General features: G+C 44.2%; 18 protein-coding genes. 14 read left to right on the top strand and 4 right to left on the bottom strand.

Annotated features, from left to right (window positions below; genetic code table 11):
* Positions 1-115: 115 nt before the first annotated feature.
* The 13 genes from FTU44_RS06690 (at position 116) to FTU44_RS06630 (ending at position 16,622) form a co-directional block, all read left to right on the top strand.
* Positions 116-1,174, top strand: coding sequence for a pilus assembly protein PilM (locus FTU44_RS06690; RefSeq protein WP_005168888.1), 1,059 nt, complete (start codon positions 116-118; stop codon positions 1,172-1,174).
* Entirely contained in the window at positions 1,174-1,812 is a 639-nt protein-coding gene (locus tag FTU44_RS06685; RefSeq protein WP_005094324.1) for a PilN domain-containing protein, read from the top strand. Before FTU44_RS06690 ends, FTU44_RS06685 begins: the two co-directional genes overlap by 1 nt.
* Complete coding sequence (locus FTU44_RS06680) at positions 1,809-2,522, top strand: type 4a pilus biogenesis protein PilO (protein ID WP_005094323.1); 714 nt, start codon at positions 1,809-1,811, stop codon at positions 2,520-2,522. Before FTU44_RS06685 ends, FTU44_RS06680 begins: the two co-directional genes overlap by 4 nt.
* On the top strand, positions 2,522-3,049 hold the full coding sequence (locus FTU44_RS06675; RefSeq protein ID WP_180049925.1) for a pilus assembly protein PilP: 528 nt from the start codon (positions 2,522-2,524) through the stop codon (positions 3,047-3,049). Before FTU44_RS06680 ends, FTU44_RS06675 begins: the two co-directional genes overlap by 1 nt.
* 16 nt (positions 3,050-3,065) lie before the next feature.
* A complete protein-coding gene (pilQ, locus tag FTU44_RS06670) occupies positions 3,066-5,231 on the top strand; it encodes a type IV pilus secretin PilQ family protein (protein WP_180049924.1) in 2,166 nt (721 codons plus the stop codon).
* Between the two features lie 36 nt (positions 5,232-5,267).
* On the top strand, positions 5,268-5,804 hold the full coding sequence (aroK, locus tag FTU44_RS06665; protein ID WP_005094320.1) for a shikimate kinase AroK: 537 nt from the start codon (positions 5,268-5,270) through the stop codon (positions 5,802-5,804).
* Between the two features lie 28 nt (positions 5,805-5,832).
* Complete coding sequence (gene aroB, locus FTU44_RS06660) at positions 5,833-6,912, top strand: 3-dehydroquinate synthase (RefSeq protein ID WP_100329400.1); 1,080 nt, start codon at positions 5,833-5,835, stop codon at positions 6,910-6,912.
* 12 nt (positions 6,913-6,924) lie between these two features.
* Positions 6,925-7,797: a hypothetical protein gene (locus tag FTU44_RS06655; RefSeq protein ID WP_180049923.1), complete on the top strand. Its 873-nt coding sequence runs from the start codon at positions 6,925-6,927 to the stop codon at positions 7,795-7,797.
* Between the two features lie 449 nt (positions 7,798-8,246).
* Positions 8,247-12,722 (top strand): glutamate synthase large subunit, encoded by a 4,476-nt coding sequence (gene gltB, locus FTU44_RS06650; RefSeq protein ID WP_180049922.1) that lies wholly within the window; start codon positions 8,247-8,249, stop codon positions 12,720-12,722.
* Positions 12,723-12,795: 73 nt separating this feature from the next.
* Complete coding sequence (locus FTU44_RS06645; protein WP_180049921.1) at positions 12,796-14,217, top strand: FAD-dependent oxidoreductase; 1,422 nt, start codon at positions 12,796-12,798, stop codon at positions 14,215-14,217.
* A 184-nt stretch (positions 14,218-14,401) separates the two neighbouring features.
* The gene (locus FTU44_RS06640) at positions 14,402-14,992 is read left to right on the top strand and encodes a LemA family protein (protein WP_180049920.1); all 591 of its coding nucleotides are present in this window, start codon (positions 14,402-14,404) and stop codon (positions 14,990-14,992) included.
* Positions 14,993-15,024: 32 nt separating this feature from the next.
* Positions 15,025-16,068: a YgcG family protein gene (locus tag FTU44_RS06635; RefSeq protein WP_180049919.1), complete on the top strand. Its 1,044-nt coding sequence runs from the start codon at positions 15,025-15,027 to the stop codon at positions 16,066-16,068.
* Positions 16,062-16,622, top strand: coding sequence for a TPM domain-containing protein (locus FTU44_RS06630; RefSeq protein WP_180049918.1), 561 nt, complete (start codon positions 16,062-16,064; stop codon positions 16,620-16,622). The genes FTU44_RS06635 and FTU44_RS06630 overlap by 7 nt, the downstream gene beginning before the upstream one ends.
* Positions 16,623-16,948: 326 nt before the next feature.
* On the opposite strand, the gene FTU44_RS06625 is transcribed toward FTU44_RS06630, so the two are convergent.
* Positions 16,949-17,413, bottom strand: a complete 465-nt coding sequence (locus tag FTU44_RS06625; protein ID WP_180049917.1) for a pilin — start codon at positions 17,411-17,413, stop codon at positions 16,949-16,951.
* A 316-nt stretch (positions 17,414-17,729) separates the two neighbouring features.
* Here FTU44_RS06625 and FTU44_RS06620 point away from each other — a divergent pair, with 316 nt between their 5' ends.
* Positions 17,730-19,364, top strand: a complete 1,635-nt coding sequence (locus FTU44_RS06620; protein ID WP_180049916.1) for a PglL family O-oligosaccharyltransferase — start codon at positions 17,730-17,732, stop codon at positions 19,362-19,364.
* A 397-nt stretch (positions 19,365-19,761) separates the two neighbouring features.
* On the opposite strand, the gene bfr is transcribed toward FTU44_RS06620, so the two are convergent.
* From bfr to FTU44_RS06605, 3 genes are all read right to left on the bottom strand, one after another.
* Positions 19,762-20,226, bottom strand: coding sequence for a bacterioferritin (gene bfr / locus FTU44_RS06615; protein ID WP_180049914.1), 465 nt, complete (start codon positions 20,224-20,226; stop codon positions 19,762-19,764).
* Positions 20,227-20,449: 223 nt separating this feature from the next.
* Positions 20,450-20,644, bottom strand: a complete 195-nt coding sequence (locus FTU44_RS06610) for a bacterioferritin-associated ferredoxin (RefSeq protein ID WP_004732422.1) — start codon at positions 20,642-20,644, stop codon at positions 20,450-20,452.
* A gap of 218 nt (positions 20,645-20,862) precedes the next feature.
* Entirely contained in the window at positions 20,863-21,246 is a 384-nt protein-coding gene (locus FTU44_RS06605; RefSeq protein ID WP_005263848.1) for a RidA family protein, read from the bottom strand.
* Positions 21,247-21,281: the final 35 nt, after the last annotated feature.

Raw genomic sequence — 21,281 nt, 5'->3', positions numbered from 1 at the left:
TATCCTTTAGATATACATATTGTTAGATGAGTTATTGTATCTATATAAAATTATAGATCGGATCGATTGGTAAGTTAGATTTAATTGGGGACAAAAAAATAATAGGAATTATATTGTGCGCAGGTTATATCGTAAACCAAATAAGGGGTTAATAGGAGTTGATATTAGTTCGACTTCTGTTAAGGTTTTGGAGCTTTCTGTAAAAAGTAGCCGTTACTGGGTAGAGAGCTATGCTTTGGTCCCATTAATGGAAAACAGTGTTGTTGAAAAAAACGTCTTAAACCCGGAAGCAGTCGCGGATGCCCTTGGGCGTGCAATTAATTTGGCCAACACCCAGTCGAATCATGCCGCTTTTGCCATTCCAACCTCTATGGTGATTACCAAAACTATCGAGATGGATGCAGACATGTCGAATGATGAGCGTGAAGTTCAGATTCGTGAGGATGCAGAACAGTATATTCCGTTCCCACTCGATGAAGCCAGTCTGGACTTTGAAGTTCTGCCTGACCGTCTTGCCAATCCAAACCGGGTCAATGTGCTGTTGGTGGCAACCCGCATTGAAAATATTGAAGCACGTTCTGAAGTTTTGGAAATTGCCGGACTGACACCCAAGATCGCGGATGTAGAAAGTTTTGCGCTGGAAAATGCTTTTAAAGTGTTTTCGGATACTTTGCCGATGGGGGTAAATACTGTCGGTATTTTAGACATTGGACATAGTATGACGACTTTATCGGTCATGCAGAACAACAAAATTATTTATACCCGTGAGCAGGTGTTCGGTGGCAAACAGCTGACTCAGGAAATTCAGAACCGTTATGGTCTGTCTTTTGAAGAAGCCGGGCGTGCTAAAAAAACCCGTGCTTTGCCAGATGACTATGATATTGAAGTGCTAGAACCGTTCCTGGATGCCGTGGTGCAACAGGCAGCGCGGTCATTACAATTCTTCTTTTCATCGTCTCAGTTTAATGAGATTGATCATATTTTATTGGCTGGCGGGAATGCCAATATTCCAGGTCTGGCAAAATTATTACAACAAAAACTCGGTTACCGTGTCACGATCGCGAATCCATTTTTGCAAATGGGCTTTTCTCCTCAAATTGATATTAAAAAAATTGAAAATGACGCGTCATCACTCATGGTTGCATGTGGTTTGGCATTGAGGAGTTTTGATTAATGGCAAAGATTAACTTACTTCCTTGGCGTGATGAGCTAAGAATTAAAAGAAATAATGAATTCGTGGCAATCTGTGTGGGGGCACTTTTCTTAGGACTGGCGGCGGCAGGTTCAACCTGGTTTTATTATGATCACAAGCTTCAGGATCAGGAACAGGCCAATCAGCTGATTCAAAGTACCAACCAGAATCTGGATGTGCAGTTAAAAGCGCTAGAAGGTTTGCAAGAGCAACGTAATGCCATTGTTGAGCGGATGAAGCTGATTCAGGGCTTGCAAACGCAACGTCCGATCGCGGTGCATTTGATTGATGAAATTGTGCGGGTGACACCAGCCAATATGTACATCACCAAGTTTCAGCGTACTGGCGATAAATTTAGCATCGAAGGTCGAGCCGAGAGTCCAAATACCGTAGCAGAATTACTGCGTAATCTGGAAGCTTCCTCCTGGTACCGAAATGCCTTTATGAATGCCTTCCTGGTGGCTGAAGAATCCAAAGAAAAGGCACCGAGCTCGATTATTCCACGTGTTGAAGAGTCTTATGGCAGCTTTACCGTGACTGTGGATCTGGATCAGATCGCTGAACCGGTACTGAATGAAGAACAGCAAGCAGCCAATACCACTCCGGGGGCATCATCATGAGTAATGAAAAATTCGATGAGTTCAGCCAGGATGCCGTGGCTGTACCTAAAAATAAAATGACTGTTGAGAAATTTTTTCAGCAATTCAATACCCTAGATCCTAATAATTATGGCAGCTGGCCTTTGTCGGTCAAGATTAGCTGCTGGATTTTTATTGTTATCTTGGTATTTATGCTGATTTATTTTGCCCTGACCAGAAGTACGATTGAATCGATTTCACAAGCCAGTGCGCAGGAACAAAACCTGCTGAATGAGTTTCGTGAAAAGGAATCAAAATTACGTAATCTACAACAATATCAGATTCAGCTTCAGGAAATGGAAGCACGTTTTAACCAGCAATTAGAACAATTGCCGAAGGAAACTGAAATTCCGGGTCTGGTTGAGGATATTAACCTGAGCGGTGTCAATTCAGGTCTGAAGTTTAAAAATATCCGTCTGGAACCTGAAATTAAGCAAGAGTTCTTTATTGAACAGCCAATTGCGATTGAAGCGACTGGGGATTATCACGCTTTTGGTTCTTTTGTCAGCAGTATTGCAGGCTTGTCGCGTATTGTTACCTTGCATGATTTCACCATTACCGGTACTGAGAATAAAGAGAAAAAGTCTGAGATTCCGGTGATTGATTATGTGGTCAAGGCCAAAACCTATCGTTATGTGGGCAATGCCGAGGCTTCTTCAGCAGGTACGAGCACGACTCAGGGGGCGCAGTAATGAATAGGATTAAAATTACTTCAGTTTTAGCGCTTGGACTGGTATTGCTAGGATGTGATTCACGTATTGATGCAGTCAATCAGGAAATGGCCAATATTCGTAACCAGCCACCTTTGCCGATTGAACCTGCACCCGATTTTATGCCAGTTGAAACCTTCAACTATGCAGCACATCAGATCAAAAGTCCTTTCCTGCCAAGTTCTCTGGCTGCCGAGCTAAAGATTATGGCAGGGAAACGGGTTTATCCAAATTTGTCACGTCAATTGCAACCACTGGAAAGTTATCCTCTGGAAACCTTGAGCATGAAAGGCAGCATGCGTAATCAGGCCGGACAGATTCTGGCTTTAATCCAGACACCGGACGGTGAGATTGAACGGATACAGCGTGGTAGCTATATGGGGCTTAATCATGGTCGTGTGAGTGGTATTACACCAACGCAGATCGATTTGATTGAGATTATTCCAGATGGCCGTGAAGGATATGTGGAGCGTCCGCGAAGTCTGGTTCTGATTGGGCTGGCACCATAAGTTTTAGGGAATAACAATGAATAAGAGTATTAAAGAATTTATTTTTGGGGATGCTAATACAATGAATCGTGTGTTTCGTCAGTTTTCAATGGGTGCTGTTGCGATTGCGGTGATGCAAGCAGCTAGCGCGCAGGTAGCCGTGACCAATATCGTAGCTATGCAGCTTCCTGGACAAGGAACTGAAATTCGGGTGATGTTCAATGGTTTGCCACCACAGCCACAGGCCTATCAATTAGAATCACCTTCACGTCTAATTTTAGATTTTGACCAGGCCCAACAAAACTTAAAGCAAAGCAATATTCCGGTGGCAACACGTGAAGCCAGTTCGGTCGATGTGACTTCGGATGCACAACGTGCCCGTTTGACTGTTAATCTGGCAGATGCTGGTGCCTTTACCACGCGAGTTGAAGGGAATACCTTTATCCTGAAAATCAACTCAGCCACGCCAGTCGCGACAGCTCAACCGGTATTACAGCAGTCAGCTCAGGGAATTAGTAATATCAGTTTCCAGCGTGGGGCTCAAGGTGAAGGTCAGGTGGTGATTGACCTGGCAGGCAATAATACCCCGGTTGATGTACAGCAGCAGGGGACTAAAATCATTGTTCGAACCTTAGGCACGAAGATCCCGACGCATTTGACCCGTCGTCTGAATGTGAATGATTTTGCGACGCCTGTGTCGAGTGTGGATGCAGTGAATCAAAATGGATCAGGCGTGATTACGATCCAGTCCGGGGAAAGTTATGAATATATGGCTTATCAAACGGATAATAAGCTGACCATCAGTTTGAAACGACCAGAAGCCAAGAGTCCATTGCGTCCTAAAACCGTCAATTATTCTGGTAAGAAAATCTCTTTGGATTTTCAGGATATCGAAGTCCGTCGTGTTTTACAGCTCTTAGCCGATTTCACCGATATCAATATGGTAGCTGCAGATAGTGTACAGGGTAATATTACTTTGCGCTTAAAAGAAGTACCATGGGATCAGGCTCTCGATATCGTGTTAAAAACCAAAAATCTGGATAAGCGCCGTAATGGCAATGTGATCTGGATTGCACCGGTGGCGGAACTGATTAAGGCTGAAGAGGAAGAAGCGAAGGCCTTAAAGCAGAGTGTTGCACTTGCACCAATTCAAACCGAATATATGCAGCTCAGTTATGCTAAAGCTACAGATATTGAAAAACTGATCACTCAAAATAAAGGTGCATCTAGTTCGGGCGGTTCAAGTAACACCACGAATAATGATGATAAAGAAAGTTTATTAAGTTCACGTGGTTCAGTGTCTATCGATGCACGAACCAATACTATTATTGTGAATGATACCCAGCCTTTTATCGATAAAATCCGGAATATGGTGGATCTGCTCGATGTACAGGTCAAGCAGGTAATGGTTGAGGCGCGTATTGTACGTGCCACCACTGACTTCACTAAAGAAATGGGGGTGAAGTGGGGGATTCTGTCACAAGGAATTACCAACAATAATAGTCTTCTGGTCGGTGGTAGCGATACGACGTTGTGGGATCTCAGAGATCCGCAAGAAAGTGATTTGGGCGGATATACTTATGAAATTCAGCGTCCACAAAACCTGAATGTAGACTTGGGTGTCACCAGTCCGGGCGCCAGCCGTATTGCCTTTGGTTTGATTAGTCTCTCTGATTTTATGCTGGATCTTGAACTGTCTGCATTGCAAGCGGATGGCTATGGTGAAGTTATTTCAACACCAAAAGTACTCACAGCAGACAAGCAAAAAGCCACGGTTGCATCTGGTTCACAAATTCCGTACCAATCTGCTGAAGGTGGAGGGGCCAATGCTGTATCCACTACTGAGTTTATTGATGCGACTTTGAGTCTGGATGTCACGCCAAGTATTACTCCTGATGGGAAAGTGCAGATGGAGCTGAATATTACCAGTGACTCCCCAGGCAACCCAACGCCGACCGGACAATTGACTATTAATAAAAACCAGATCAATACCAATGTGCTGGTGGATAATGGTGAAACAGTGGTCCTGGGTGGGATTTTTGAGCAGGAAACCCGTAATGCACAAACCAAGGTGCCATTCCTGGGGGATATTCCTTATGTAGGGCGTTTATTCCGTAAAGATTTAAAATCGGATAACAAGCGTGAGTTGCTGATTTTCGTTACACCTCGAATTGTTAATGACAGTGTTTCAAGAAATCATTAATATATTTTGAATTTAACAAAACGAATAGGTGACTCCTTGCCAAGCAAAGAGTTTGAAACCCTACCAAATCTTTATTTGGTAGGGCCGATGGGGGCCGGTAAAACAACAGTAGGACGACATCTCGCAGAATTGTTAGGACGCGAATTTCTAGATAGCGATCATGAAATTGAACGTAAAACAGGTGCGACGATTCCCTGGATTTTTGAGAAAGAAGGGGAACAGGGTTTTCGTGACCGTGAAACTGCTGTAATTAATGAACTGACTTCACGCCCCCATTTAGTTTTAGCCACTGGCGGTGGTGCCATTACTCAGGTCTTGAATCGGGACTATCTGAAACAGCGTGGGATCGTCGTTTATCTCTATACGCCGGTTGAAATTCAACTGCAGCGTACCTATCGCGATAAAAACCGTCCACTCCTCCAAGTCGAAAATCCGGAACAAAAGTTACGTGATTTATTGGCAGTTCGTGACCCCTTGTATCGGGAAGTGGCACATCATATCATTGAGACCAATCAGGGTGCGGCACGAGATCTGGCGCAGCGGATTCTCAATCTCATTACTTCCAAGAACTAAGTACATTGAATAAAGTGGTTAATCAAACATGCAAACCTTATATGTAGAACTCGGAGAACGTCGTTACCCTATTTTTATCGGGAGCGATCTTGATCCACAGGCCTTATTGGCTCCCTATATTCATGGCAAGCAAGTGATGATTGTGAGCAATACCACGGTTGCGCCACTTTATTTGCAGCATTATCAAACTGCGATTGCAGCTTTAGACAAGCATGTTGCGACCTGTATTTTGCCCGATGGTGAAAAATATAAGGATAGCCAGCATCTGAATCTGATCTTTGATGCATTGCTTGAAGCTGGTTTTAACCGGGACTGTACGGTGCTTGCGCTCGGTGGTGGTGTGATTGGCGATATGGCCGGTTTTGCTTCGGCATGTTTCCAGCGTGGCGTGTACTTCATTCAGGTACCGACGACTTTACTGTCTCAAGTCGATTCCAGTGTCGGTGGAAAAACCGGGATTAATCATCCACTGGGTAAAAACATGATTGGTGCATTTCAGCAACCGCAAGTGGTGCTGGCCGATATGTCGCAACTTTCTACTTTACCCGATCGTGAACTTGCGGCCGGTTTGGCTGAAGTCATTAAATATGCGCTACTCGGTGATGAATCATTTCTGCTCTGGCTTGAAGAGAACATGGATGCTCTGGTCAGTCGTGATGAGAAACTACTGGCTGAGGCCGTTTATCGTTCCTGTGCGCACAAGGCCCGGATTGTCGCCAATGATGAAAAAGAGCAAGGGGAACGTGCTCTACTGAATCTGGGGCATACTTTTGGACATGCGATTGAATCTTATCTGGGGTATGGTGTCTGGCTACATGGTGAGGCTGTTGCAACAGGTATGGTCATGGCGGCAGATTTATCACAACGTATGGGCTGGATTTCTCAGGGTGATCTGGAACGTACAAAAAAAATCATTTCTCGTGCCAAACTTCCGATCGTTTGTCCTAAAATCCCTCTTGATGATTTCCTGGCATATATGGCCCATGACAAAAAAGTCTTGAATGGACAATTGCGTCTGGTGTTGTTGCAACAATTAGGTAAAGCTGTGATTACTCGAGATTTTGATCTTGAGCGAATGCAACAGGCAATTTTAGCGAATCAGGCATAGGTTTTAGTTTTTATGACAGCATTACACACTCCTTGGCAAAAGGTTCAGCACTATTTCTGGCTGGTCTGTGGTGTATGCTGTCTATTTGCAGCCTTGATCTTTTGGGCCATTACTGATTCAGATGCGGTAATTGAAGTGGAAAAAAAGCCAGAAACTAAAGTTCAATTACAAATTCAGCCGGAAAAAGTAGCGACAATGACCCATCTTGGTGCACTTTCTGACGAGGTCAAACCCCTCGATTTGAATACGCGCACCATTGTAAATGCCAATCATGAGCCAGAATTTCGCGGCACCAAATTTGTTAATGATGCGAAAAAACAGCATGCGATTGAATTATTTCGTGTCAGTAATGAAGCCATTCTAAAAAGCTTTCTTAAAAAACAGCCAGATCGTAAGGCTTTTATTTATCTAAGAATATCCGGTGAAAATCAGCCAGAACAATATGTGCTGCTGTATGGTCAGTATAAGACCGCCGCAGAAGCCAATCAGGCCTTATCTACATTAAATTTAAATTTGCCTGCTTCAGTAAAGCCTGAAGTGGTGCCAATACAGCAGTATGTCAGTCTGGTCAATAATCTGGGTTCAGAGGAGTTGGCAAGCAATCAAAAACTGTATGAGATTCGCTTGAAAAACGTACCTTTACCGAAGGTAGATGAATCTGTACGACTCAGACAGCAAACTCAGGCCGAGGTTAAACCGCGTAATTCGGATGCGACCACTAGTACCACAATTGTGCGTCGTGATGCTGCTGGCAATGTGCTCGATGTACAGAAATCCGAGAGCGCTGTAGAAGGTGCTCCGCAACCACAAAACAATAATAATCGACCGAACCAGGGGGGGAATTCCCGTCCTCAAAACAATGAGATTAGTGATCCTTTTAACTAATCCGTTCTAAAATAGCGCACCAAAAAAATGACCTAATTAGAAATGTGCGCTTTTGGTGCAAAAAATACACATTAAAAATAACCAGTATCCCTGTAATCCTTGTTAAAGCTTTGTCATCTGTATGGTTTTAATTTATGTGCTATTTATTGGCATGTAATTTGCTTTATTGGTGCATGGATTGAATTAATCTCCCTGTTTTAGCGCGAAAAATGATTCGATGACAACCTATGAATGTCATATTTATTCCTGATTTTTATGTTATTCATTAGCAAAATAAACTTTATTTTTTATGCATTCGGTCTGAAAAAGGACTAGGCTGAAGAAATAAAGATGAAAAGATTTTGCTCTAGCAAGACGGTCTTCGAAAGTCCATTACACGCAGCGCAGAGAAGAATTTAGATTGTTTAACAGCCTATAAGGCTTCGTGAAAAGAAGGGTACGCTATGCACATGCCATCGCCTAATAATGTAGCTCCCGCTCAAGGTTTATACCAACCGGATGAGTTTAAAGATAACTGTGGTTTCGGTTTAATTGCCCATATGCAGGGCGATGCAAGCCATGATCTTGTCAAGACCGCGATTCATAGCCTAAGTTGTATGACCCATCGTGGTGGTATTGCCGCCGATGGCAAGACTGGGGATGGCTGTGGTCTGCTTTTGGCGATGCCGAAAAAGTTCTTTCGTGAAGAAGCAAAACGCTTAAGTGATACGACTTTAAGTGAAGTCTTTGCTGTCGGTTCGGTGTTCCTAAATCTTGATCCTGCGCTTGCTGCACATGCCAAACAGGTTTTAAACAAAGAAATTGAAGCTGAAGGTCTCATTGTTCTGGCTTGGCGTGTGATTCCAACCCATGTCGATGCACTGGGTGAAATTGCCTTGCAATCGATGCCGGCATTTGAACAGATTATTGTCAATTGCCCGATGGGCGTGACCGAGGTTGAATTTAACCGTAAGTTATTCCTGGCGCGTCGTCGCGCAGAACAATTGCTGCTGAATGATACCTCTTTCTATGTCACCACTTTATGTTCAACGGTCATCAGCTATAAAGGCTTGATGATGCCGGAAGCGATTGCAGACTTTTATACCGATCTGGCTGATGAACGTCTAGAATCACATATCGTGGTGTTCCATCAGCGTTTCTCGACCAATACCTTGCCACGCTGGCCGTTGGCACAGCCGTTCCGTTATCTGGCGCACAATGGTGAAATCAACACCATTACGGCCAACCGTAACTGGGCCATGGCGCGTGTGCCAAAATTTGAAAATCCGTTATTGCCGGGTTTAACTGAACTGAAACCGATTGTGAATCGTACCGGTTCGGATTCTTCAAGCCTGGATAATATGCTGGAGATTCTGGTCGGTGGTGGTATGGATCTGTTCCGTGCCTTACGTATGCTGGTTCCGCCTGCGTGGCAGAACGTGGAAACGCTTGATGCGGACTTGCGTGCTTTCTATGAATTTAACTCAAAACATATGGAAGCCTGGGATGGCCCGGCAGGTCTGGTAATTCAGGATGGCCGTCATGCCATTTGTATGCTGGATCGTAATGGTTTACGTCCGGCACGTTGGGTGATTACCAAAAATGGCTACATCACATTGGCATCGGAAATTGGGGTCTGGGGTTATCAACCTGAAGATGTGATTTCTAAAGGTCGTGTTGGCCCCGGCCAAATGCTGGTGATCGATACGCAAACCGGCAAGGTACTGGATACACAAGATGTGAATCATCATCTAAAACGTATGCGTCCATACCGTGAATGGTTACGTGAAAACTCTGTGCGTTTGCAAGGTAGCCCCGAGCTGGAAGAATATTTATGTGATCAAGGCTTAAAAGGCGATGGCCTGAAAGCGGCACAGAAAATGTTCATGGTAACCTTTGAAGAGCGTGACCAGCTGTTGCGTCCAATCGCGGAAAGTGGTCAGGAAGCGGTGGGATCGATGGGCGATGATACGCCCATGGCAGTATTGTCACGTCAGGTTCGCCATGTGTCGGATTATTTCCGTCAGCAGTTTGCGCAGGTGACCAACCCGCCAATTGATCCACTGCGTGAATCGATCGTGATGTCACTGGAGACCTGTTTAGGCCGTGAACAAAACGTGTTTGAACAGGGGCCTGAACATGCTGACCGTCTGATTATTTCCAGTCCGGTTCTTTCAAACTCGAAAATGCATCAAATTCGTACCTTGGGGCGTAAAGGTTACGAAATTGCTGACATCGACCTGAACTATACTGAAACTGAAGGTTTACAAGCCGCAATTCTGCGTATTTGCATCGAGGCTGCACAAGCGATTCGTGATGGCAAAACTTTACTGATGCTTTCAGACAAGAAAATTCGTGAAGGCCACTTGCCGGCCAATGCCTTTATGGTGACCGGTGCGGTGCATCATTACTTGATTAATACCGGTTTGCGTACCGATGCCAACCTGATTGTTGAAACCGGTTTTGCCCGTGATCCACATCAGTTCGCAGTGCTTCTCGGCTTTGGCGCAACCGCGATTTATCCATATCTGGCTTATGACGTGATCAATGATCTGGTCGCCAAAGGCGAGCTCTTGGGTGATCCAATCTATGCACAAAACAATTTCCGTAAAGGCATTGAGAAAGGCTTACTCAAAGTTCTATCGAAAATGGGAATTTCGACGGTAGCCTCTTACCGTGGCGGTCAGTTATTTGAAGCAGTCGGTCTGTCGAATGAAGTGGTTGATACATGCTTCATTGGTGTGCCGAGTCGTATTCAGGGTGCGACCTTTGTTGACCTTGAAAATGACCAGAAACAGTTGGCCGATCTTGCCTGGAAAAACCGTAAACCCATTGATCAGGGTGGTTTGCTGAAGTTTGTCTTTGGTAAGGAATATCATGCCTTTAATCCGGATGTAATCAACTCGCTGCATAAAGCAGTGCGTTCGGGTAATTATTCCGACTTTAAAGAATATGCCGAACTGGTGAATAACCGTCCGATTGCCACCATTCGTGACCTGTTCAAACTGAAAACTGATAATTCGATTCCAGTGGATCAAGTGGAATCGGTGGAAGAAATCCTGCCGCGCTTTGACTCTGCTGGTATGTCTTTGGGTGCATTGTCGCCGGAAGCACATGAAGCGATTGCGATTGCCATGAACACCATCGGTGGTCGCTCGAACTCGGGTGAGGGCGGTGAAGATCCAGCGCGTTACGGCACCATCCGTAACTCGAAAATCAAACAAATTGCATCGGGCCGTTTTGGTGTAACGCCTGCGTATTTAACATCGGCAGAAGTCCTGCAAATTAAAGTCGCGCAAGGTGCAAAACCAGGTGAAGGTGGTCAGTTGCCGGGTGGTAAAGTAAATGGTCTTATTGCCCGTTTACGTTACTCTGTGCCGGGCGTTACCCTGATTTCGCCACCTCCGCATCATGACATCTATTCAATTGAAGATTTATCACAGTTGATCTTTGATTTAAAACAGGTTAACCCACAGGCGATGGTGTCAGTTAAGCTGGTTTCTGAACCGGGTGTCGGTACGATTGCGGCAGGTGTAGCGAAAGCGTATGCCGATTTCATTACCATTTCTGGTTATGATGGCGGGACAGCGGCTTCTCCACTTTCTTCCATTCATCATGCAGGTTCACCTTGGGAACTGGGTCTTTCTGAGGCACATCAGGCCCTTCGTGTGAATGACCTGCGTGGTAAAGTTCGTGTACAAACAGATGGCGGTTTAAAAACCGGTCTGGATGTCGTAAAAGCAGCAATTCTGGGTGCAGAAAGCTTCGGCTTTGGTTCAACCCCAATGATCGCATTGGGTTGTAAATACCTGCGTATCTGCCACCTGAATAACTGTGCAACCGGTGTCGCAACCCAGCAAGACCATTTACGTCAAGAGCATTATATTGGCGAGCCACAAATGCTGATCAACTTCTTCACCTTTATTGCTGAAGAAACCCGTGAATGGTTGGCAGCACTGGGTGTATCGCATCTAAAAGACCTGATTGGCCGGACAGATTTATTAGAAGTCTTGCCGGGTGAGACCGCCAAGCATGCGCATCTTGATTTAAGTAAATTACTGGAATCCCATCCTGCTGCGGAAGGTAAAGCACAGTATTGTCAGGTTCAAGGCAATGCGCCATTTGATAAAGGTATTCTGGCAGAGAAAATGGTGGCGGAAATCCTGCCTGCGATTGAAGCCGGAACAGGCGGTGAGTATCACTTCTCGATTGGTAACTGTGACCGTTCGATTGGTGCGCGTTTATCCGGTGAAATTGCCCGCCGTTATGGCAACCTGAGCATGGAAAATCATCCGGTGAAAGTACACCTGAATGGTACTGCAGGTCAGTCGCTGGGTGTCTGGAACGCCGGTGGTCTGCATATCAGCCTTGAAGGCGATGCCAATGACTATGTCGGTAAAGGCATGGCCGGTGGTCGCATCTCGATCTTCCCGCCAAAAGGTTCGCCTTTCCAGACCCAAAATACCGCGATCATTGGCAACACCTGCCTCTACGGTGCCACTGGCGGTAAGCTATATGCCGCGGGTACGGCAGGCGAGCGTTTCGCGGTGCGTAACTCGGGCGCATTTGCGGTCATCGAAGGTGCCGGCGATCACTGCTGTGAATATATGACCGGTGGGATTGTGACCGTGCTGGGTAAAGTTGGACATAACTTCGGGGCGGGTATGACCGGTGGTTTTGCTTATGTACTTGATCTGGATAATGACTTCGTTGATCATTATAACCACGAACTAATTGAGCTGAATCGTATTTCCACCGAAGCGATGGAAGAGCACAAAGCCTTTCTGGGTCGTATCCTGGATGAACATATTAAAGAAACCGGTAGTGCTTGGGCGTACAAGATCCGCCATGAGTTTGATTTCTATAGCCGTAAGTTCTGGTTGGTAAAACCAAAAGCAGCCAACTTGCAAACGCTGTTAAAAACAACTCAAGCTGATCCACAATAATTCCACGACCAACAGATATATAGGCAGAAGTAAGGTAACTGTAAAGCCCTTACCTCTAGCCACGGAGAGAGACATGGCAGAACGCCTGAGTAATGACTTTCAATTTCTGGATGTCGCACGCCAAGATCCAGAGAAAAAAGAGCTTGATGTCCGCAAAGCAGAATTTGTGGAAATTTATAAACCGTTTACTGCGGAAATCGCTGCGAACCAGACTCATCGTTGTCTCGGTTGTGGTAACCCGTATTGTGAGTGGAAATGTCCGGTACATAACTACATTCCGAACTGGTTGAAACTGGTGGCTGAAGGACGTTTGTTTCAGGCAGCGGAACTGTGCCACCAGACCAATACCTTGCCGGAAGTCTGTGGTCGTGTCTGTCCGCAAGACCGTCTCTGTGAAGGGGCCTGTACCCTGAACGATGGTTTCGGCGCGGTCACCATTGGCAATGCTGAAAAATATATCAACGATACCGCCTTTGCTTTGGGCTGGCGTCCGGATATGTCTAATGTGAAGTGGACCAATAAAAAAGTCGCGATTATTGGTGCAGGTCCTGCCGGACTTGGCTGTGCGGATATTTTGGTTCGTGCCGGCGTAAAGCCAGTCGTGTTTGACAAACGTCCGGAAATTGGTGGTCTTTTAACATTTGGTATTCCAGAATTTAAAATGGAAAAAGATGTGATGAAACGCCGCCGTGAAATTTTCACCGGCATGGGCGTGGAATTCCGTCTCAATACTGAAATTGGCACCGATGTCACGATTGACCAGTTACTTAATGATTATGATGCGGTATTCATGGGCATGGGCACCTATACCTACATGAAAGGTGGTTTTGCCGGCGAAGACCTGGATGGTGTTGTTGATGCACTGGACTTCCTGATTGCCAATGTCAACCGTACTCAAGGCTGGGAAAAAGATCCGGCTGAATATATCAGCGTACAAGGCAAAAAAGTCATTGTGCTGGGCGGTGGTGATACAGCGATGGACTGTAACCGGACTTCGATTCGTCAAGGTGCTGAGACAGTCACTTGTGCTTATCGTCGTGATGAAGAAAACATGCCGGGTTCACGTCGTGAAGTACAAAATGCACGTGAAGAAGGGGTGGAATTTCAATTCAACCGTCAGCCAATCGAGATTGTCGGTGAAAATGGCAAAGTGACTGGCGTGAAATTTATTACTACTCAGCTAGGTGAGCCAGATAGCCGTGGTCGCCGTAGTCCAGAGCCGATTCCGGGTTCAGAAGAAATTCTTCCGGCGGATGCAGTCCTGCTTGCTTTCGGTTTCCGTACTAGTCCAGCAGATTGGTTCATCGATGTAGAAATTAATCTGGATGGTTCAGGTCGTGTCGTTGCTGCTGAACAGCAGCAATACAAGTTCCAGACCTCAAATCCGAAAATCTTTGCTGGTGGTGACATGGTTCGCGGATCTGACTTGGTCGTCACAGCCATCTGGGAAGGTCGTCAGGCCGCAGAAGGGATTCTGGATTATCTGGAAGTTTAACCGTTAAGAATAAGCTCAAATTATTCAAGAACACCCGCTACGGCGGGTTTTTTCATCTTCGATAATTTTTAATTTTAAAGTGTGAAGCATTAAAAAGATTATAAAAAGTAACAAAACTTTAGAAAATACTGTTTAAAATCAAATTAATTAAATAAATATCAATAAATAATTGAGGATAAACATCATGCGTCTATTCAAACAATCTTTAATAACCCTGATGCTGGCCAGTACCTTGACTCTCACAGGATGTGGCTATAACACTTTGCAGGTGAAAGATGAAGCGGTCACTGCGTCATGGTCTGAAGTGCAAAACCAGTATCAGCGCCGTGCCGATTTGGTGCCGAATCTGGTTAATGTGGTCAAAGGCTATGCCGCACATGAAGAACAGGTATTAACCGAAGTGACTCAGGCACGTGCCAATGTTGCCGGTTTAAAAGTAGATCGAGAAGTGCTGGAAGATCCTGAATTATTCCAGCGCTATCAGGAAGCGCAGTCGCAAATGACCAGTGCCTTGTCGCGTTTATTGGCGGTGACTGAAAATTATCCAGACCTGAAAGCCAACCAGCAGTTCCGTGATTTACAGGTACAGCTCGAAGGCACTGAAAATAGAATTGCTGTGGCACGTAACCGTTATATCACCACGGTTCAGGACTTTAATGGCTATGCGCGTCAATTCCCGCAAGTGATGACGGCAAAAGTGATTGGGATGGACACCAAACCAAACTTTAGTGCCGAGCAAAGTGCACAGAAAGCCCCGACAGTTTCATTTGATTAAGATCAAATTTTGCAAAAGAGAGAGTGGCTGCAATGAGGCATAATCTGGCGGCAAAATTCTGTGCTGGTTTGTTGATCAGTTTAAGTGCAAGTCTGAACAATCTGGCTTGGAGTGAGACCGCGACAGCAACGGATACCGAAGAAGTTATTGTTGCACGTGAAATATTGCAAAATCCGGCTGCGACTAATTCTCAAACGGCTACTGAAACAGCCTCAGCCCGGCAGCCACAAATTGCCAATGATATGGCCGAAGGCCAGATTCAGCGTGATTTACCCAGTCTAAATGAACCGGTGATTGATCAGGCCAATATACTCAGTCCAGCTGAAAAGCAGCAACTTAGTCAGCGTATTTTAAACTTGCATAATGCGGGCAAAGGCCAGGTTGGTGTCGTGATTGTTCCAACCACGGGACAGGAAGATATTTTTGATTATTCCATGCGCGTGGCTGATGCCTGGCAGCTCGGCTCGGCCAAACGGGATAATGGTTTGTTGATGACCATTGCCATCAATGATCGGCGCATTCAAATCTTGACTGGCTATGGGTTGGAAGGCGTGCTGCCCGATATCGTGGCAGGTCGGATTATCAATGACAAGATCACGCCATATTTTAAACAGGGCCAATATGCGCAAGGGATTGATACGGGACTGGCTGAAATCGAACGGATTTTAAGTCTTGATCCTGAAATTGCTGCACAGGCCGCGGATGAAATCAAACAGCGTCAGGAGCAAGCTTATCAGGCCCAAAAAGCATCTCAAGCTACTTTTGGAAGCGTCATCTTTATTATTATTGCGGGTGTCATTGGTTCTATGATCTTTGGTAAACGTTTGAGTGCAGCGACAGCGGCGGTGGCAGGTACAGCCGCAGGATTGGTGAATGGCTTAGGCTTGGTCGCTAGTTTAATGATTGGCGTAGGTATTTTCTTTTTATTGATCACCTCTATTGCCCAATTGATTTTACATGCCTTTTTAGCAGGTGGCAGCCGGGGCGGCGGTAGTGGCCGTGGTGGTTTTGGTGGGGGCGGCTTCGGCGGTGGCGGTGGTGGTTTTGGTGGGGGAGGAGCATCAGGCTCATGGTAACAACTACAGATACGACAGAGATTGTCACGCAGCCGAAGCTGGAAGAGCATGCGCAGCCGAGTTTTAAACGCTGGCTCAAGCATTTCTTTTATATGCCGGCCACCAAACGCTTTTTCTCCAAGCAGGATCAGCATGCGATTGCAGTGGCGGTGGAAGAAGCCGAGCATGGGCATGTGGGGGAGATTCAGGTGGTGATTGAAGGCTGTCTACCTTCACGATCTGCTTATTATCAAGATACCTTATGTCGTGCTCGTCAGTTATTTGCTGAAATTGGCGTTTGGGATACCGAATATAATAGTGGGGTACTCCTGTATTTGAACCTTTGTGAGCACAAGGTTGAAATTGTGATTGATCGTGGAATTAAAAAAGCAACGACCCAGCAAGTCTGGGATGAAATCTGCCAAAATATTATTCAGCATTTAGTCCAGCAGAAGTTTAAAGAAGGTGTAATTGAAGGAGTGAAACAGATTGGACAGGTTTTAGATGATTACTATGATCGGAAAACAGATGATTTGGAAAATGAATTAGGGAATAAACCGATTATATTGGGGTGAGAACTTTGAAGTAATTTAACAATATATCCTTAATATTCCCCGAAGAGCGTTAGTAAGGTTCGCTTAAAAAAAACAGCCGTTAATAATGTGCTCGTAGACTTGAGTAAGTAAGTTGTAAAAAAAAAGCAGGAAAAATCAACTTTAACCAGCACGGTAAATTGCACAAACAAAAAATAAGATAAAGGCTGTAAAAAGAATTATTAATAATTAAAGGAAGGTTAGGAGAAATTATTAAAAAAGATAAATTAATTATAGTTGGAAAACTTCGATTTAAAACAAAAAACGCATCATACTTGATGCGCTTTCTTAAACGTAAAATTTACATATTATGCACATGACTTAGGACGAACTTTTGGATCTAAGCTTGAAGTACAAGCCCATGCACCTGTTGCAGCAGTATAAGTTAAAGTAACTGTTTGACCGCTTACTAAATCATTGACGCCATTACCAGTTTTGAACGTTGCTTGTAAAGCGCATGATACTGTAGTTGCTGGTGTCGCAGTCACACCAGCCACATATTGACCTGATAAAGTTAAGCCATTTAAAGCACCTGCTGGAGCTGGGTTTGTACCGGTACCAGCAGCTGCTGTACTACATGCATTAGCCATTCCGTTGTTGCTTACAGCCTCAACAACAGGTGTTTTTAGGCCACCTAAAATATTAAGAGCTTCTGTAGCTTGAGCACGAGCAGTGTAGTTTTGATATTGCGGAATCGCAATTGCTGCAAGAATACCGATAATAGCGACCACAATCATCAGCTCGATTAATGTAAAGCCTTTTTGAGCGTTCATAACATTCTCCACAAATGTTTTGTTAATTTATTTATAAGCTTTGTAAGCTAATTTATAGTTTGCACAAAGTGTGCCAAAGTATATTACTAAATAATTTCTCATTAAATCAATAGATTGTTTAATAGTTTAAAAATCTTAAAAATCTTAAAAAGCAAAAAGGTAAATTTATGTAACTAAGTGACAAAAATTGTCAGTTCCTGTTCGCTAGGTGCTTATATGTTTGATCAAAATTGAAGCTTTTATAGGGCAAGATCAAATTACAAAACTATCTGCTTTTTGTTTATCATGAGCAAAATTTCTTTTGCTTAAAGTTCACATGAAATTCACGCTTGCCCTCATCGCAGCAATCTTCATCTCCCTTGCATGGCTCATGCCTATTCATTACCGTCCCTGGGTGACCTATACCGGTGAGCTGTATGCCTTCTTTGCATTATTTATGCTCGCTGCAATCTGCCTAAAAGAAAAATTAAGAATACCAGTAGTTGGTTTGCCATTATTAGTGCTTGCCTGTGTCCCGCTGATACATTTTCTGACAGGACAGGTATTTTTCTTTAGCATCGCCATGATGGGTTTTATTTTTGTCTTTAGCTTTTGGCTGGCAAGTATCTTGGGTTATCATCTTTCAACAGGAGCTTATAATCGGGAAGACACTTTTACTAATTTGAGTTATGTGTTTCTGGCTTCTGGTACTGTCACGGGAATTATTGCACTTTGCCAATGGACAAATCTGGATTCAGTATTGCCAGGCATGGTAAATATCAGTGGTACTCAACGACCTTATGCCAACTTTGCCCAGCCAAATAATATGGCAACGTTTTTACTCATGTCGCTGATGAGTTGCCTATATCTTTACGAAAAGAAAAAAATCCAGACCAAGTGGCTATTTGCCTGCGTTGCTGTGATTGTTATGGGAATCGCTTTAAGTCAGTCACGTACTGCCTGGGTTGCTGCAATCGCCATCATGCTGTATTTAGCGTTCTACCAATATAAAGGTATTATCCGCCTGAAATGGTATTACAGCACTGCTTGGTTCATCTTCTTTGTTGCCTGTATTGGGGCTTTTCCATTACTCAGTCAGTTGGCTGTACAGGCAATGAATACGGACGTCGTACAAAGCAGGGATGTGGTATCTCGTGCCACCGGAGATATGTCACGTATTGCGATCTGGCAGCAAATGATTGCCGCGATTCAGGCTCAGCCATGGTTTGGCTATGGCTGGTATCAGACCAGTGTCGCTTTTGTTTCGATCAGCGATACGGTGCAAGGTCCGGTCTGGATTCGTAGCGCACATAATTTTATTCTGGACTTTTTGCTCTGGAATGGACTGCTCATCGGTTTGCCTTTCTTGGCCTACTTTGGTTATTTGGGTTATCAGCTGCAACGCTGGGTCAATACTCCAGAGTCTGTGATTGGGATTCTGATGATCGGGGCATTTGTTACGCATGCCATGTTTGAGTTTCCACAACATTATGCCTATTTCCTGTTACCAGCCGGTTTCATTCTAGGTACGGTCTTGGCGCAGAATCCAAAAATTAAAACGGTTACGTTGCCTTCGATATGGATGAAACTGACTTTCAGCCTTGGATTGATCTTATTGCTCGTGATTTACCGTGATTATGATGTTGCGGTGCCAAAACTCGGACAAAGTATTCGCTATGAAATGCAGCCTGAAAACATCACCAATGAAAAGCCGATCTATCTGCTGACCGAGTTTAATCACCGGATTGACTGGATCCGAGTCAATCCTTATCGCAAGATGAGCGAAGATGAAATTCATCAATATGAAAAGTTGGTGGTGAGCTATCCAACCAAATACAACTTTTTAAAATATATTCGTTTATTGGCGTATAACGGCTATGTTGATGAAGCGCAGCATCAACTGCAGCGTTTAAATACGATTCAGAAAACTGAACTGAGCTATGCAGAGGTGACTCGGGATATGCCGCGCTAATAAGTACAAAAAAGCCAGCAGATGCTTAATGCTGATCAGTTAAGGAGTTTAGAAATAGACTCTTTAACTTTTCAGTTATTCAAGGCGGAGAATTAATGTTATAAATCAAATACTTGAGAATAATTTGTTACTTCGGTTTCGCCCAAATGAGAAGCGAAGCTTCGCAAGGAAGGCATCTTGCGGAGCAATACTCCTCACCGCAAAACTCGTCAGCCACCATCGACTAGTAAATTTGTCGCAGAAACAATCATTTTTAAATCTAGCCCTGCCTCAAACAGTTGCGGATGACTTTTCTACTTATCAAATATGATCATGAATTTAAAAAAGAAAATGCCAGTCAATTTCTTAACTGACTGGCATTGCAGCAGATGCTGGCTTTTTGATTTTAAATCGAATCTTAGAGCTGACTTTGAATATAATTTTCGATACCCACACTTTCAATTAGGTCGATTTGCGTGGTGGTCCAGTCCAGATAGTTTTCTTCTTTTTCCAGAATTTCCTGTAGCAGATCGCGGGTCACATAATCCATTTCCGTTTCAGCCAGTGCCACAGCTTTCTGAATGGTTTCGATATTTTCTTTGACTTTGCGCACATCACAATGCAGCACTTCTTGAGTGTGCTGGCCGATATACAGTTTGCCCAGATGTTGCAGATTTGGCAGACCTTCTAAAAATAAAATCCGTTCAATAATTTTATCGGCATGCTTCATCTGCACAATCGATTCTTTATATTCTGCCGAGCCCAGTTTCTCAATGCCCCAGTCATTAAACATGCGTGAATGCAGGAAATACTGGTTAATTGCAGTTAGGTGGTGATACAACACCTGATTGAGCTGATTAATCACATCACGATTGCCTTTCATCACATAACTCCATTTGAACCTGTTTTATCTTTCTAAGAAAGCACTCTAAGGATGATAGTAAAGCAAGTCAGGGGGCAATGGCGAGTAATTTATAGAACAGCAAATGAAAATCGCAATCAAATCGATCCAGGCTTAGATCAACGGCAATAAAAACCCGCCAGAGTCAGAGGCGGGGGAGGAGGAATGATCTGAGATCATTGATTTATGATTATCTTTATTCGGTTTAGGCGGCCACAGCCAAACGGGCCGCAATTTGTGAAACTTCATCACTGATGATCATACGGGCTTCTGGTGCACAGCGGCCACAGCAGGTTCCCAAGTCCAATATATCGCGCACATCACGATACGTTTCAGCGCCATTTGCAATAGCATCTTTAATGTCTTGATCTGTAATGCCACGGCATAAACAAACGTACATAGGACACAACCACAGTGTTTAAATAAGATAAGTAATATTATTGATAATTGTTATCGTTTGTCAATAAAAATCATTTGAAATAGCTTTTATTGTGATTGGTGATTTAGATAAAAAAATATCACTCTAGCAAAAATCCGATTATTGCTCGGGTTTTTGCTAGAGTGATTCATGATTGCAAACGAAATATAGAAGTTTAAGTGTTACATAAATTTTAAAAATTATTGCTGAATGATGACAACGCCATCCATCTCGACCAGAGCATCTTTTGGCAGGCTGGCAACACCGAGTGCTGCACGTGCTGGATAAGGCTGGGCAAAATATTCACCCATAATCTGGTTCACCAGCTGGAAGTGCGATAAATCAGTCAGATAAATATTCAGTTTGGCGATGTCTGCCAGAGAGCCACCGGCCGCTTCGCAGACGGCTTTTAAATTATCGAATACACGGCGAATCTGTGCTTCAATGCCTTCAACCAATTCCATACTATAAGGATCTAAGCCAATTTGACCAGATAGATATAAGGTATCACCGACTAAAATGGCTTGCGAATAGGTGCCAATCGCAGCAGGGGCATTTTCAGTATGGATCACTTGGCGGGACATTAATTTCTCCTTTTATCATCAACATACATCATATT

This window comes from Acinetobacter sp. YH12105 (assembly GCF_013419095.1).
Classification (GTDB): domain Bacteria; phylum Pseudomonadota; class Gammaproteobacteria; order Pseudomonadales; family Moraxellaceae; genus Acinetobacter; species Acinetobacter pseudolwoffii.
This window is presented reverse-complemented; position numbering and strand designations above follow the sequence as displayed.

Bases quoted from the DNA above. Each gene is read 5' to 3' on its own strand.
- FTU44_RS06685 (WP_005094324.1), top strand. From the start codon at position 1,174: ATGGCAAAGATTAACTTACTTCCTTGGCGTGATGAGCTAAGAATTAAA.
- FTU44_RS06680 (WP_005094323.1), top strand. From the start codon at position 1,809: ATGAGTAATGAAAAATTCGATGAGTTCAGCCAGGATGCCGTGGCTGTA.
- FTU44_RS06675 (WP_180049925.1), top strand. From the start codon at position 2,522: ATGAATAGGATTAAAATTACTTCAGTTTTAGCGCTTGGACTGGTATTG.
- pilQ (WP_180049924.1), top strand. From the start codon at position 3,066: ATGAATAAGAGTATTAAAGAATTTATTTTTGGGGATGCTAATACAATG.
- aroB (WP_100329400.1), top strand. From the start codon at position 5,833: ATGCAAACCTTATATGTAGAACTCGGAGAACGTCGTTACCCTATTTTT.
- FTU44_RS06655 (WP_180049923.1), top strand. From the start codon at position 6,925: ATGACAGCATTACACACTCCTTGGCAAAAGGTTCAGCACTATTTCTGG.
- gltB (WP_180049922.1), top strand. From the start codon at position 8,247: ATGCCATCGCCTAATAATGTAGCTCCCGCTCAAGGTTTATACCAACCG.
- FTU44_RS06645 (WP_180049921.1), top strand. From the start codon at position 12,796: ATGGCAGAACGCCTGAGTAATGACTTTCAATTTCTGGATGTCGCACGC.
- FTU44_RS06640 (WP_180049920.1), top strand. From the start codon at position 14,402: ATGCGTCTATTCAAACAATCTTTAATAACCCTGATGCTGGCCAGTACC.
- FTU44_RS06635 (WP_180049919.1), top strand. From the start codon at position 15,025: ATGAGGCATAATCTGGCGGCAAAATTCTGTGCTGGTTTGTTGATCAGT.
- FTU44_RS06630 (WP_180049918.1), top strand. From the start codon at position 16,062: ATGGTAACAACTACAGATACGACAGAGATTGTCACGCAGCCGAAGCTG.
- FTU44_RS06625 (WP_180049917.1), bottom strand. From the start codon at position 17,413: ATGAACGCTCAAAAAGGCTTTACATTAATCGAGCTGATGATTGTGGTC.
- FTU44_RS06620 (WP_180049916.1), top strand. From the start codon at position 17,730: ATGAAATTCACGCTTGCCCTCATCGCAGCAATCTTCATCTCCCTTGCA.
- bfr (WP_180049914.1), bottom strand. From the start codon at position 20,226: ATGAAAGGCAATCGTGATGTGATTAATCAGCTCAATCAGGTGTTGTAT.
- FTU44_RS06610 (WP_004732422.1), bottom strand. From the start codon at position 20,644: ATGTACGTTTGTTTATGCCGTGGCATTACAGATCAAGACATTAAAGAT.
- FTU44_RS06605 (WP_005263848.1), bottom strand. From the start codon at position 21,246: ATGTCCCGCCAAGTGATCCATACTGAAAATGCCCCTGCTGCGATTGGC.